This is a genomic window from Psychrobacter sp. NPDC078409 (assembly GCF_050268505.1).
GTDB lineage: Bacteria > Pseudomonadota > Gammaproteobacteria > Pseudomonadales > Moraxellaceae > Psychrobacter.
On the sequence record NZ_JBNNGW010000002.1, the window covers coordinates 567,991 to 582,469 of the forward strand.

At 43.7% G+C, this 14,479-nt stretch carries 12 protein-coding genes and 1 tRNA gene; 3 read left to right on the forward strand and 10 right to left on the reverse strand.

Annotated features, from left to right (window positions below; translation table 11 throughout):
* Positions 1-225 precede the first annotated feature (225 nt).
* The 7 genes from rseP to rimO form a co-directional block, all read right to left on the reverse strand.
* Complete coding sequence (gene rseP / locus ACQKC9_RS05360; RefSeq protein ID WP_201579405.1) at positions 226-1,602, reverse strand: RIP metalloprotease RseP; 1,377 nt, start codon at positions 1,600-1,602, stop codon at positions 226-228.
* A gap of 96 nt (positions 1,603-1,698) precedes the next feature.
* On the reverse strand, positions 1,699-2,907 hold the full coding sequence (ispC, locus tag ACQKC9_RS05365) for a 1-deoxy-D-xylulose-5-phosphate reductoisomerase (protein WP_427620805.1): 1,209 nt from the start codon (positions 2,905-2,907) through the stop codon (positions 1,699-1,701).
* Positions 2,908-3,083: 176 nt separating this feature from the next.
* Positions 3,084-3,893 carry a phosphatidate cytidylyltransferase gene (locus ACQKC9_RS05370; protein ID WP_420230311.1) on the reverse strand — a complete coding sequence of 270 codons (810 nt, stop codon included), beginning with the start codon at positions 3,891-3,893 and terminating at the stop codon, positions 3,084-3,086.
* Between the two features lie 189 nt (positions 3,894-4,082).
* Positions 4,083-4,841, reverse strand: a complete 759-nt coding sequence (gene uppS, locus ACQKC9_RS05375; protein WP_427620806.1) for a polyprenyl diphosphate synthase — start codon at positions 4,839-4,841, stop codon at positions 4,083-4,085.
* Between the two features lie 379 nt (positions 4,842-5,220).
* Positions 5,221-5,775, reverse strand: coding sequence for a ribosome recycling factor (gene frr / locus ACQKC9_RS05380; protein WP_057759123.1), 555 nt, complete (start codon positions 5,773-5,775; stop codon positions 5,221-5,223).
* 112 nt (positions 5,776-5,887) lie between these two features.
* Positions 5,888-6,613 (reverse strand): UMP kinase, encoded by a 726-nt coding sequence (gene pyrH, locus ACQKC9_RS05385; RefSeq protein WP_057759121.1) that lies wholly within the window; start codon positions 6,611-6,613, stop codon positions 5,888-5,890.
* A gap of 172 nt (positions 6,614-6,785) precedes the next feature.
* Positions 6,786-8,372 (reverse strand): 30S ribosomal protein S12 methylthiotransferase RimO, encoded by a 1,587-nt coding sequence (gene rimO / locus ACQKC9_RS05390; protein WP_427620807.1) that lies wholly within the window; start codon positions 8,370-8,372, stop codon positions 6,786-6,788.
* A gap of 135 nt (positions 8,373-8,507) precedes the next feature.
* Here rimO and ACQKC9_RS05395 point away from each other — a divergent pair, with 135 nt between their 5' ends.
* The 3 genes from ACQKC9_RS05395 to ACQKC9_RS05405 all read left to right on the forward strand — a co-directional run bounded on the left by ACQKC9_RS05395 (position 8,508) and on the right by ACQKC9_RS05405 (position 12,056).
* A complete protein-coding gene (locus ACQKC9_RS05395; RefSeq protein WP_427620808.1) occupies positions 8,508-9,872 on the forward strand; it encodes a two-component system sensor histidine kinase NtrB in 1,365 nt (454 codons plus the stop codon).
* A 99-nt stretch (positions 9,873-9,971) separates the two neighbouring features.
* A complete protein-coding gene (locus ACQKC9_RS05400; RefSeq protein WP_427620809.1) occupies positions 9,972-11,753 on the forward strand; it encodes a sigma 54-interacting transcriptional regulator in 1,782 nt (593 codons plus the stop codon).
* 218 nt (positions 11,754-11,971) lie between these two features.
* A tRNA-Leu gene (locus ACQKC9_RS05405) sits at positions 11,972-12,056 on the forward strand.
* 213 nt (positions 12,057-12,269) lie between these two features.
* Here ACQKC9_RS05405 and ACQKC9_RS05410 read toward each other — a convergent pair.
* From ACQKC9_RS05410 to ACQKC9_RS05420, 3 genes are all read right to left on the reverse strand, one after another.
* The gene (locus tag ACQKC9_RS05410) at positions 12,270-12,668 is read right to left on the reverse strand and encodes a ribbon-helix-helix domain-containing protein (RefSeq protein ID WP_427620810.1); all 399 of its coding nucleotides are present in this window, start codon (positions 12,666-12,668) and stop codon (positions 12,270-12,272) included.
* Between the two features lie 57 nt (positions 12,669-12,725).
* Complete coding sequence (locus tag ACQKC9_RS05415; RefSeq protein WP_323969952.1) at positions 12,726-13,286, reverse strand: DJ-1/PfpI family protein; 561 nt, start codon at positions 13,284-13,286, stop codon at positions 12,726-12,728.
* 154 nt (positions 13,287-13,440) lie between these two features.
* Positions 13,441-14,466 carry a serine/threonine protein kinase gene (locus tag ACQKC9_RS05420; protein ID WP_427620811.1) on the reverse strand — a complete coding sequence of 342 codons (1,026 nt, stop codon included), beginning with the start codon at positions 14,464-14,466 and terminating at the stop codon, positions 13,441-13,443.
* Positions 14,467-14,479: the final 13 nt, after the last annotated feature.

Consider the following 14,479-nt stretch of genomic DNA (forward strand, 5'->3'; position numbering starts at 1 on the left):
GTTAAAAGGCACGTATTGTCTAACCCGTGCGCATAAGTTTATAAACCCATGCAAGGGTAACTCAGAACACTTTATATAAATTGCATCACAAAATAAACTAAAAATTACGATTAGTACAGAGGCTGCGACACAGAGTAGCATGCACATCATAACAATAATCAGCCTATAATAGGCGTAAAACCATTAGTATATCGTGCTTTATCAGCCATATTGCTCATCAGCCGATCAAAATAGCCGGCTAATGTCATTACCAATTGCTAACACCATGAAACCTGCCAGCAAGAGTAAACCGATATTTAGACCGACCATTTGTACACCTTCAGACAGTGGCTTACCACGGATCAGCTCAATAAAATGATAGACAATATGACCACCATCTAATACTGGAATCGGCAAAAGGTTTAAGACAGCAAGACTCAAGCTAATTAGCGCCGCTGTCGATAATACCATCTGCCAACTGATATCAAAGCTTTGTTTAGCGACTTTGGCAATGGTAATTGGGCCTGATAGATTGTCTAAACCAATCATACCTGACAGCATTTTTCCCATTGAGCTTACGGTCATTACTGCGAGCTGCTCAGTCTTTTCAAATGACTTCACTAACGACTCACTAGGACCATAGACCACGGTGGTCTTATAATCATCAGGAATAACAATCTCAGTCTGATCCACCATTGCACCAATCTGTCCGTAATCATTACCCAAGTTGTCTTTTTTGCCTTGAGGCATAATCTGCAACTGTACTGACTTATCATCACGCAACACCGTAAAGTTCAACAGCGTTTCAGGATTATCACGAATGATACGCGTGGCAGTAATCCAATCTTCGATTGACTCATTATTAATAGCAGTAATGCGGTCGCCAACCTTTAGACCTTGGCGGCTAGCGGCACCATCGGGAGCCAAACCACCTACAATCGGCGCAATCTGCGGCTGCCACGGCAACATACCAAAGCTGGTCAATGCGTCTTTGCCTTGAGCCTCGCCTTGCATAAACTGCGTAACTGGTGCTTTATATGTCTTAGTCGACTGATCGGTTTGGGCATCTGACTGCAAGGTAATGCTGACATTATCCGTCTCACCCATACGTCCTGCAAGGCGATAGTTAATACCTTCCCATGTCTGCACATCATGTCCATCAATCGCAACGATCTTATCGCCGACTGGCAGCTGTGCCATTGCAGCAGGCGTATCTGGTAGTACCTGACCAATCTTAGTCGCCAACTGCTCAGATGGGGTCATAAATAGTACCCAAAATAGCGCGATAGCGATGACAAAATTCATGATAGGGCCAGCTGCAACGATAGCAATTTTCTTGAGCGGATGCTGCCGATTAAACGCAAGGTGCTGCTCATCTTTTGCGACATTACCTTCACGTTCATCCAGCATTTTTACATAACCGCCAAGTGGCAATGCTGAGATACGATAATCAATACCGCTCTTTTTGCTGGTCCAACCAAAAACTTTAGGACCAAAACCGATAGAGTACGTTAGCACTTTGACACCGCAAAGCCGCGCCACAATATAATGTCCCCACTCGTGTAAGGCAATAAGCGGGCCCAAGACAAATATGGCGGCAAGAAGTGTTAGTAAAAACGTCATGATTTTTTCTCAGTATTGTCTCTCAGCATTTTTATCAACATCTTCGCTAATATCGTTTATTAATGTCATGTATCAGCTAAGAGACGCTTGCTACAATTATGTCAGCTTTGCTACCAACTTATCAGTCAGATGGCGTGCAATCTTATCGATTGCCAATATATCTTCTATGTCAGCAGTTTCGTCTAATGGGGGCAGCTGTATGTCATTTAAGGCTTGTTCGTTAATATCAGCAATATTCGTCAAACGTATTTTACCATCGAGGAACGCCGCCACTGCAATTTCATTTGCCGCATTAAGCACAATCGTGGCTTGTGTTCCAGCTTGCATGGCTTGACGAGCCAAACGCAGGCAGGCGAATTTTTGCAAGTCAGGCTCAATAAACTCCAAACCACTAAGTGCAAATAAGTCTAACGGCTGTGAGCCACTATCAATTCGATCAGGATAACTCAGCGCGTGCGCAATGGGCGTTTTCATGTCTGGACTGCCCAGCTGTGCTAAAAAGCTGCCATCGCTATATTCTACCATTGAGTGAATGATACTTTGTGGATGAATGACCACATTTATTTTATCTTCAGGCAAATCAAATAAATGACAGGCTTCTATCAGCTCAAGCCCCTTGTTCATCATCGTCGCCGAATCGACGGATATCTTTTGACCCATCGACCAATTAGGGTGTTTGACCGCTTCTGCGACACTTGCCTGCTGCATTTGCTCGAACGACTGCTGCAAAAATGGCCCACCAGAGGCTGTTAACCATAGTTTACGGACACCATGATTTGGCTGATGAATTTGCGTATTGTCTTGCTGAATAGCAAGTGGTAAGCATTGAAAAATGGCATTGTGTTCAGAGTCCAGCGGCAGTAAAGTAGCTTTATGCGTCTTGACCGCATCAATCATGACCTTACCTGCCATGACTAAGGCTTCTTTATTGGCCAATAAGATACGCTTACCTGCACGTGCTGCTGCCAATGTAGACGGCAGTCCTGCCGCCCCTACAATCGCCGCTACAACCGTATCAGTCTGTGAGTCAGTGGCAATATCTACCAATCCTGCCTCGCCCCCTACGACATCACTATCAATCCCTGCGGCTTTAAGCCTGTTAGCAAAATCATCCACGGCTGACGTAGGCACACTAACGCGTTTCGGCAAAAACTGCTGACAAAGCGCAAATAGCTTATCTAAGCGATGATAGCCTGATAAAGCATAGACTTCATAAGTGTGCGGTTGCGCCGCCAATATTGCTAAGGTGCTATCGCCAATCGAGCCTGTCGCGCCTAGTACGGCGATGCGTTGCGTCATAACCATCAATGCCCATGATACTTAAAAATAATGAAAATAGAATATCGTCTGTTAACTATAAAGCCACTGCTCTGATAACTTCGCTTGTCATACCAACGCATTGCTCGCTGTCTGACTTATACCAATATTATGGTGAACTGACTACAGAACAGGTCTAAATAGAACAGTGCTGCTATATAACCTTACACCACTATCAAACCAAGCTGCTGTATCGCCCAAAAACCAAGGGCAAATATCGGTGTGGCAGACAACAGTGAATCAATACGATCAAGGATACCACCGTGACCTGGCAAGATAGTGCCTGAATCTTTTACATCAGCACGGCGCTTGAGCATCGACTCGAACAAGTCCCCAAGTACAGAGGCAAGAATAGTGATGGCCGATAACGCTACAAATGCGATTAACGGTACACCGGTCAGCTGTAATTTAAAGACGCTAATGGCTACCACAACTAACAGCCCTGTGACGAGGCCACCAGCCAACCCTTCCATGCTCTTATTGGGTGAGACATTGGGTGCCATTTTTCGGCGACCAAGCTTGCGTCCAACGAAATATGCGCCACTATCTGCACACCATACTAATAAGAACACATACAGCAGCCACCACGCAGATAACTGCCAGAGATAGAACATCGCCGTGATAGATGCCGTCAAAATAACCGCGCCCATCATTGCCAGCTGGTTGCCGTACCATCTCGTCTGTGTTGGGAAGACTCGAACCCAAGACAGCGCCATCAGCCATATAATGAGTGACGCCACCCACCAAAACAACCAAGTTACCTTGAACATCAGTGAGAATATAGTAAGCGCTAAAATCAATAGAACGAATACCACAGGCTGGCGCCATTTAGGCATCAATTTAGCCCACTCATGAGCGGCGATAATGACCCCAATGGCCAACAGTGGTGCAAATAAAATAGGCGTTTGGCTCGCAAACATTGCAATACCAACGATAATAACGAGAACAATTGCCGTCTTAATTCGTTGCCACATACTTATCGAGCCTTATAATAATGAAGAACAGATGGTCAAAAAATGCATTATAGCAGCTAACTAACGATGGCCTAGCGATAGCATTCAATACTAATTCAAGCCGTTTATCATTGCATAAACCAACCCTATTGACCAGTTATACAATACTAACTGAACTGAACTGACTAAACTTATCTATCAGCTCACTGCTCAGTGACCTTGCTGCTCTATCACTACCTGCTCGCTGGTTTTGCCAAAGCGGCGTTGACGTTTAGCAAACTCTGCGATCATCAAAGCCAGCTCTTCTGCTGTAAAATTTGGCCACAATGTAGGAGTGAAGAACAGCTCAGCATAAGCAGATTGCCACAATAAGAAATTAGAAATACGATACTCGCCGCCCGTACGTACCAGCATATCTACTGCTGGGGTATCAGCTAATTGTACGTAGTTACCTAACAGCTCTTCGCTGACATCTTCAGCTTTTAATTCGCCAGCTTGCACTTGCTGAGCCAGCTGTTGTGCTGCGTTTGCGATATCCCACTGCCCACCGTAACTAATCGCAATCACCAGCGTCATCGCATCAAACTTTGCCGTTTTTTCTTCTGCATCAGCCATGAGCGTTTGTAATGACTCACTAAGCTGGCTACGGTCACCGATGAAACGCAAGCGAATACGATACTCATTCATGCGCGGCATTTGCTCATGAATCGTCGATGTGAGTAGCTGCATCAACAACGCTACCTCACTAGGCGGTCTCTGCCAATTTTCGCTAGAAAACGCAAATACGGTCAGCACTTCAATGCCTGTATTGACACAATACTCGACAATAGGATCTAGCGCATCTTTGCCAGCCACATGCCCTTGACCGTGGCCCAAGTCATTGGCCTTACCATAGCGATTGTTACCATCCATAATGATGGCGATATGACGAGGAAGAATAGCGGGCGCCAAAACGGCTGAAGTGGACATAGGCGAACTTGCTTATTGTTAAGGTAAAATAATAATAACGTGTGCAACGGCGATTAAAAAGCGCCATTTATATAATTCACTAACTTATCACAATTGCGTCGTTAGTTTTTAGTGCTCAGAATGCGATGGACACAGCTCAAGCAATCACACCTTTAGATATGGCTTGATATAGTTGATTCAGTTTAAAAAAGAGACAAGGCAACCGAGTGCAGATGTAACTGTGATACGTCAAGCGAGGTTAGCGCTGTCACTCTTTTATAGAGGATTGACTATATCAGTCTACATAATAATAAACAGCCAATAGCTATAAAGTATTGGCTGCTCAATTACAGATAATCTTCCGAACTGATTCTTGCTATAAATGGCAAGTATACCAGTATTAAACTTCCATCAAATCGCTTTCTTTCTTACTCAAGCGAGCATCGATCGTTTCGATATATTTGTCAGTGATTTTTTGAATATCATCACTAGCGCGGCGCTCATCATCTTCTGAGATTTCCTTTTCTTTTGCCAAATCTTTGATGTCATTCATCATGTCACGGCGAATATTACGGATAGAAACGCGGCTGCTCTCAGCTTCACCACGTGCAAGCTTTTGCATATCGCGACGAGTATCTTCTGTCAATGCTGGCATCGGCACACGAATCACATCAGCAGACATTGGGTTTAGACCCAAATCTGCTTCACGAATGGCCTTATCTACTGCTTGCACCATCGTACGGTCAAACGGTTGAACCAGTAAGGTACGTGAATCTTCAACGTTCACGCTTGCCACTTGGTTCAATGGTGTATCAGAACCGTAGTAGCTGACCATCACACCTGACAACATACCTGGATGCGCACGGCCAGTACGAACTTTACTGAAAGTGCTTTCAAGCGCTTCCAATGTTTTTTGCATGCGTGCTTCGCCGTCTTGTTTAATCTCTTTAATCATTGTGTATCCTTATTTATCGTTACCGACAAATCTTTTATTTGCTATTGGGATATTAATTATTTGTTGCTAATCGTTAGCTATTTACTGACGTTAATTACCAGTATTGCATCAATTAATGAAAAACTCGTGTACCTTCATTTTCACCCATGATGACATTCAACAATGCATTAGGCTTAGTCATGTCAAACACTTGTAGCGGCACGTTATGCTCACGGCACAGTGCAATAGCCGTTAAATCCATGACGCCTAGCTTTTGCTCTAGTACTTCATCAAAAGTCAGACCGTCATATTTGACTGCATCATCATGTAGGCTCGGGTCTTTGTCGTAAACGCCGTCGACCTTGGTCGCTTTTAAAATCAAACCAGCTTCGATCTCGATACCGCGCAAACAAGCAGCAGTGTCAGTGGTAAAGAATGGGTTACCCGTACCTGCGACAAAGATACAAACTTCGCCGTTTTTAAGATAACGAATGGCATTACGACTGCTATAGCTTTCAGTAACTTCACCAATTGGCAATGCAGACATCAAGCGCGTTTTTATGTTGCGACGCTCAAGCGCATCACGCATTGCCAGTCCGTTCATAACGGTCGCTAGCATACCCATCTGATCACCAGTAACGCGGCCAACGAGACCTTCTTTTTGTAACTGCGCACCGCGATATAAGTTACCACCGCCAACTACGATACCCACTTGGACACCAAGTCCACGCAAGTGAGCGATAGACAAGCTCATTTTATCAAGCACTTCGGTATCGATACCCATGTCTTTACTACCAGCTAAGGCTTCACCGGAGAGTTTCAGCAAGATACGAGCGTAACGCGGGTTTTTGTCAGACATGAGGTCACCTTGTTATCATGAAATTATAAAGAAAATTATCGGTAAAATACAAATCGAGTTTGCCCACAACGCCACACTTACAGCTAAGCGTATTAAAAAGGCTAAATTGCGCTAATTGTAGCAAAAACTGCCCGCCATTGGGCAATTTTCACTCGCATATCTTATTGGATATCTAGCCTTGATAACTGGCGAATAGATCGTATTCGCTAGCATCATCGATAGTCACGGTTAAGAACTGCCCTACTTTAACTTGAGCGTTGATGTCATCAACATAGACATGACCATCAATTTCAGGTGCATCAGCATAGCTACGGCAAATAGCAATATTTTCATCGCTATCAATTTCATCGACCAATACCGTTAAGGTCTTGCCGACTTTTTCCTGTAGCTTTTGCGCTGAAATATCTTGCTGTAGCGCCATTAAATGCTCATAGCGAGACTGCTTAACGTCTTCAGGCACATGATCAGGCAAGTCATTGGCCACTGCGCCTTCTACTTCTGAATAAGTAAATGCACCCACGCGATCGAGGCGTGCTTCAACTAACCAATCAAGCAAGCACTGAAAATCTTCTTCTGTCTCGCCAGGGAAGCCAACCACAAAGGTCGAACGAATCACGATATCAGGACAGATATCACGCCACGCTTTGATACGGGCCAAAGTGTTTTCGCTATGCGCAGGACGTTTCATTGCTTTTAGGATACGATGACTGGCATGCTGGAACGGAATGTCCAGATAAGGGAGCAGTTTCTTCTCACCCATCAACTCAACGACTTTGTCTACGTGTGGATACGGATAGATATAATGCAGGCGTACCCAAATGCCCAAATCGTTCAATGCTTGGCATAAGTCATAAAACTTAGACTTGAGCGGCATACCATTCCAAAAGCTGGTCTTGTACTTTAGGTCAAGGCCATATGCCGAGGTATCTTGCGAGATAATAAGTAATTCTTTCACGCCAGCTTTTTTGAGCGCCAGTGCTTCGTTCATTACATTATCAATCGGGCGCGATACCAAATCACCGCGCAAGCTTGGGATAATGCAGAACGTACAACGGTGATTACAGCCTTCTGATATTTTTAGATAAGCATAATGGCTTGGGGTCAGTTTGATACCCGCTTCATTAATCAAATCTATTTTTGGGTCATAGTTGGCGTCTTGACTGCGATTTGGCTTAGGCACATGCTGCGCTACTGCCGTAATTACTTCATCATAGGCATGTGCGCCCGTTACTGCTAGTACAGCTGGATGCATCTCACGGATTTTGTCCGCTTCTTTGCCCAGACAGCCAGTAACAATCACTTTACCGTTTTTGCTAATGGCCTCGCCGATCGCATCAAGCGACTCTTGTACCGCTGACTCAATAAAGCCGCAAGTGTTTACCACGACCAAGTCGGCACCGTCATAATCGCTGGCTACTTGATAGCCGTCACGGCTTAGCTCAGTGATAATACGCTCACTATCCACCAATGCTTTTGGACAACCTAGTGACACAAAACCAATCTTTGGCGCTGCACTAACTGGCATCGTAGCAGTGGCATTGGCAGTCGTTACATCGCTGCTTTGGGCTACACTACGGTTCTGGTTGTGGTTGGCTTTATGATGGTAAGGTTGTTTAGCATCTGTTTGACTGACATCTGCCTGACTCTGCGCTTGTACTATGGTAGGCGCGGCAGGATTGAAGATAGTGGCAGTGTCTTTTACGGCAGATAGAGGAGCTGCTGCTGTCGTATTCACTGACTCGGTAGAAGTTTTGGACATGGCTGACCTTGCTAGAGATAAATTGGCTGAGCGCATTGTACGTTTTTTTTGCAAAAATCACCAGTTTTGCCGCTCTATAGTCTTGATTTGTGGTTAAATATTATCTCAAGCATCTGACTTTTTTGGGCCCTACTGATGAACGCTGATTTTATAACCGCTAAAACAACCCCTGACCTCGCATTTATATCTCAGCATTTATTCACCGCTATTTTATGGGTCAACGATGAGCTATCAATCACACGGTTGAATGCTCAAGCCGAGCAGCTACTTGCCATTAGTAGTGGCAGACTAATCAATCAATCCATCTTAACCCTGCTCGCACCTGATGAATTGAAGACTAAAGATACTGTATCTATAGATAATGATAGTAATGATGCAAATGAAAATGAGCCTTCGAGCGAGCCAGCTTACTCGTTGACCGAGCGCTTTGTGCAAGCACAGAACTATCAGCAGCCTTTTATCGATCATGACCACATCATAAAAACACCGCTAAACGGTAATTTATCATTGTCAGTCGATTATAGTGTCACACCGGTCATCTATGAGCAGCAGCCTTATTTTATTATCGAGATGTGGGGTAAAGATCGGCAAAGTCGTATCTCTGAGGAGCAGCGTCAACAACAGCAGTATACAGTTGCCCGTCATATGCTGCGCTCGGTGGCCCACGAAATAAAAAACCCTCTTGCTGGTATTCGCGGGGCAGCCCAGCTGTTGCAACGGCAGTTTATTAAATTCAGCGACGCATCTACTGCTAACACCTCTAGCGCTGATAATGCTTTGACAACTACCAACGCTGACACGCAGCATGATTTGCAAAAAATGAATCAAAAGCTGCGCAACTATACGGACATTATTATTTCAGAAACTGATCGATTGACTCATCTTATTGGGCAGCTTCTGGGTTCCAATCAACTGCCAAACTGGCAAACGCTTAATATTCATGAGCCTCTAGAGCATGTCTTAACCTTAGTGACCAATCAGTATCCACAGGTAGTGTTACAGCGTGATTATGATTTATCATTGCCAGAGTTGTGTGCAGATAAGGATCAGCTGATTCAAGTGTTTTTAAACCTTATTAATAATGCTTGTGAGTCGATGACTGAGTTCGAACAAACACTACAACAGAATAAAATCTCAGAGTCTCAAGAATCACCACAAGCTGCCATACAAACTGAGAGCAATTCTGACTATCAACCGACATTGCATATTCAAACACGGGTTGCCTTTCAGCATACAATCGTCGGACAGCAGCACAAGCAAGTGATGCAAATTACTATTACCGATAATGGCTCAGGTATTGATCCAGCGCTTATCGGTCAGATATTTTTCCCGATGGTCACTAGCCGTGCAGCCGGTACAGGTCTTGGATTATCCATCGTCCAAGATATTATCAGTCATCATCATGGTATGATTGATGTGAGCTCGACAAAAGAGCAAGAGGATAAGCAAACCCGATTTACGCTATACCTACCATTTACTCAACCCATCACTGAGACATAAAACAAATTATGAATTTATGAATTAAAGGCTGCTAAGTTTCATAACGCTCAACTCCCAATCCCCAACTTACCATCAATAATTGCTGATTAGGCCCAATACATGACTGAATATAGCGACGACTTCCAACCTAAAAGCGATGATCAATCACCACAATCACAAATAGTAACTGTGAATAATGCACCCAGCGACCACCCTGCAACATTGTGGTTAATCGATGACGATGCAGCCCTACGTATGGTGTTGGCCGACACGTTTGAAGATGCTGGATTGACCGTTATCAGTTTTACTCAAGCACAAGCAGCATGGACTCGCCTTAACGATGTGTTAAAACAGCAAGAGTCAGCAGAGCAATTACCAGATGTCATATTGACCGATATTCGCATGCCAATGATGGATGGGTTGTCTTTTAGCGACTGGGTCCATCAGCATTTTCCCAAAATGCCAATCGTAATTATGACGGCACACTCAGACCTGACCTCTGCTATCAATAGCTATCAGACTGGTGCTTTTGAATACCTGCCCAAGCCTTTTGACTTAGATGATGCGGTTGCAACGATTTATAAAGCCATCAATTATCAGCCTAATTTAGAAACAACGACTGTTTCCCTTTCAGATAAACCCAATACCAATACAACATCTGACACTTCCACTGAAGATCTGATAAAACCTAAAGTAGCACCTGCCAGTAAGACAACCAAAGACAATAAGAGCAAAGGTGCCGGCGTAACCAAAGATAATGGTAACCCTAGCGGCATCATTGGACAGTCACCAGCCATGCAAACGGTGTTTCGTGCTATTGGCAGGCTGGCACAATCTCCCATTTCTGTCTTAATTACTGGTGAGTCTGGAACAGGTAAAGAGTTGGTTGCCAGTGCTTTACATCAACACTCCCCGCGTAAGCAGCAACCGTTTATTGCGCTTAATATGGCAGCCATACCGCATGACTTGATCGAGTCTGAGCTGTTCGGTCACGAAAAAGGTGCGTTCACTGGTGCAACGACAATGCGTCAAGGCCGTTTTGAGCAGGCAGACGGCGGTACTCTATTTCTAGATGAAATCGGCGACATGCCTTTTAGCACTCAGACACGGCTGTTACGCGTACTGGCCAATGGTGAGTTTTATCGTGTTGGTGGTCAGCAGCCCATAAAGGTCGATGTACGTATCATCGCAGCCACCCACCAAAACTTAGAAGAGCTGGTAAAACAAAGCCGATTCCGCGAAGATTTGTTTTATCGCCTCAATGTCATTCGATTACCCCTACCACCACTACGTACACGCCCTGAAGACATTCCTGCATTAGCCCTCTACTTTATGCAGTCTGCTGCAGAGCAAATGAACACCTCTCCAAAGCATTTACATCCTGCCGCATTGCAAATTATGCAGACGTTTGACTGGCGCGGTAACGTGCGTCAATTAGAAAACGTCTGCTTGTGGCTAACCGTGATGGCCACTGGTGATACGGTGATGGCGACAGATTTGCCACCAGAGCTACTTGAAAACATCTCACCTAGTACGGTGCTTTATGAAGAGCATGGCGCATCACAGGAAGACGCTCAAGAGAACTTGGTACAAAGTGGAAATGTATTAAATAGTAGTGCGTTAAACAGTCATCAAAATGAGCGACGTAGCCAGTTGCCTAAAAACCAAAGTTGGCAGCAAGCATTGGCTGATTGGGCTGAGCAGTCGCTAAGCACGGGGGAAACTGATATTTTGCAAACAGCAACCCCTGAGTTTGAGCGTGTTTTATTAACAGCAGCACTCAATCATAGCGGCGGCAAAAAGATAGAGGCCGCGAGCTTACTTGGTTGGGGACGCAATACTCTGACACGCAAATTACAGCAGTTGGATATCTCTGCCCCGAGAGTACCAACTAAAGAATAAATAAACGCATAAAACATGATATTAAATTATTATTAATATCAATTACTTAAAATTAATATCGAAAATAAATGATAAATAATTAAAAATAATTGCAAATAGGGGTTGCCAAACAATTAAAACTCTATATAATAGCCAACCACTGAGACGCACTACCGAATCAGTTAACTATCTAGATAGCGTTTGAGTTTAATCGCTTTTGATGATAGAGTAACGAAAATGGGGCTGTGGCGGAATTGGTAGACGCACCAGATTTAGGTTCTGGCGCCGCAAGGTGTGAGAGTTCGAGTCTCTCCAGCCCCACCATTTTCGGATAGTACATCTTAGACCAAATATCAAAACCTGCTTTTTAGCAGGTTTTTTTGTGTCTGGAATTTGGTGTTAAAACTATAAAATATCTCATCAAGAGCATTAATCTACTTTTCTACCCTTTATAAGTCTATTAGCACTTCATCCATACTCTGATAGCGCCCACTTACCCGCTGCATCAATGCTTTCATATACTTGTCATAGATAGAACTAATTAATAGAAAGGTTTCCCTCATTATCATTGAATAATGCACTACGTTGATTTTTACGGAGGGCTTCACGTTGAATGATATTTTTTGCATCGACTTTTTCTAAAGGCAATCTTGTTTCGCGAGAAAGATCGCCATCGGCTATTAAAGACAAATAACGAGAACAACAAACTCTTAAAAAAGAGGTGAAATTGCCAATGTCATGATCAGCATCGAGAGATTCGAGGTATAGCTTAGTGATCAGCTGATTAACTGTCATTTGATCGCGAAATGACAACTCTTCTAATATATCCCAAAAAAACACTTCTAAACGAATTGAAGTGACAACGCCCTGAATGCGAAGTGATTTGGTTTTAGAGCTCCACAAGCTGTCGTCAGCACTAATAAAAAGTTGGCACATATATATCCTCTCTCGATACTGGGGTCTATTGAACGTTCAACAAACCCGAATTAATGCTTATAGCAAAGCAACAAACTGCTTTAGCATCGCTGGGTGGGCAGGCCATGCAGGTGCCGTTACCAGTTGGCCATCTGTAATAGCGCCATCCATAGGTAACTCGACATACTCAGCGCCAGCCATTTCTATTTCTGGCTGGCACGCAGGATAAGCAGATACTTTTTTACCCTTCAATACGCCAGCAGCCGTCAGCATTTGTGGCCCATGGCAAACTGAGGCAATCGGTTTATCAGTATTTGCGAAATGCTGAATCATTGCAATGACCTTAGCATTTAAGCGCAAGTATTCTGGTGCACGTCCACCTGGTAAATACAAAGCATCGTAGTCTTCTACATTGATATCGGCAAAAGACGCATTAAGGACAAAATTATGACCGCGTTTTTCGGTATAAGTTTGATCACCTTCGAAGTCGTGTATTGAGGTAGCAATGCTATCACCTGCCACTTTATCTGGGCATACCGCATCAACCTCATGCCCCATCGCTAGTAGTGCTTGGAACGGAACCATGTTTTCATAGTCTTCAACAAAATCACCGGTAATGATAAGTACTTTAGCCATGATATTCTCACTGTATTGTAATGAAATATGGGAACCCAAATTAGCTTATAGCGACTTCGCTTAAAATGAGCCTGAATATCCATTCAAACATAAAAAACAACGACTGGGTAATATGTGAATACTACAAACAATCACTTTTTAAAATAAAATAATAAATTCAGCTGTTGTCTAATAACTTCAAATCTATCAACATCTTATCCATATCCCGATACCGTCTCTCTTCCCGCTTCGCCAATGCTTTATCGACAATACATTGATAGTGACTATATTCTGATGGTAACGTTGGAATAGGTTGTTGGCAATGCTGAATCGCCCACGTTTTTAATTTCTTATTGCTATTGGCGCTTACCTGAAACAGTCGCTTGCCTGTTAATATCTCAACCATCATTACGCCAAACGCGTAGATATCACTTTGTACCGTTGCACTCTGACCTTGCCAGCGCTCAGGTGCGAGATACGCTGGTGTGCCAGCAGGATTTGTTTGGCTATTAGCCACCATCATACGTTGTGATAAAGTAAAATCAGTGAGTAACAATCTAGGAGTCAGACTATTACTCATGCTATCTGCTGACCATTCATCGTCAAAACCTTCAAGCAGAATATTACTAGGTTTAATATCATTGTGTAACCAGCCAGCCTGATGCAAATTGGCTATCAAGTATGCAGCCTGAGTGATGAAATGATGCTTTTGTGATGCTCTCAATGACAGATGTCTTGAAGCAGTCAGCTGACTCGCCAAGCTACCATTAGGATAATAAGGCGTGACTACTATAACTAGTCGTTGCAACTGCGATAGTATCTGAACATCTACGCAATTTTGAGCCAATAGTGGCGGTGCGATAACGTTATCTTTGATTTTCAATGAAGCATTTACAGCAGCTAAAACCTCTGCTTCATGACTTAAATCGAGATAGATAGGATAAGCATCGGCACTCAACTGCCATTTAACCATCACGCTACCAAATTGCAGATGCTGGGCACGTGTTAGCCCTTGGAAGTAAGTATTTTCGATATTTTGCGTTTTGATATCTTGCGTTTGTTCTGTGCTTTGCTGAGCAATACGTTGATGCACTATCTCCCTAAAATATTGTGCGTCCAGTTCTTGGGTAATAATGGGCAATAGCTGCATCGCCTGCGCTTGCAAGGCTTGCGTAATAGACGGATTACTGGCACTATTTTCCATGGTATTGTTTCTC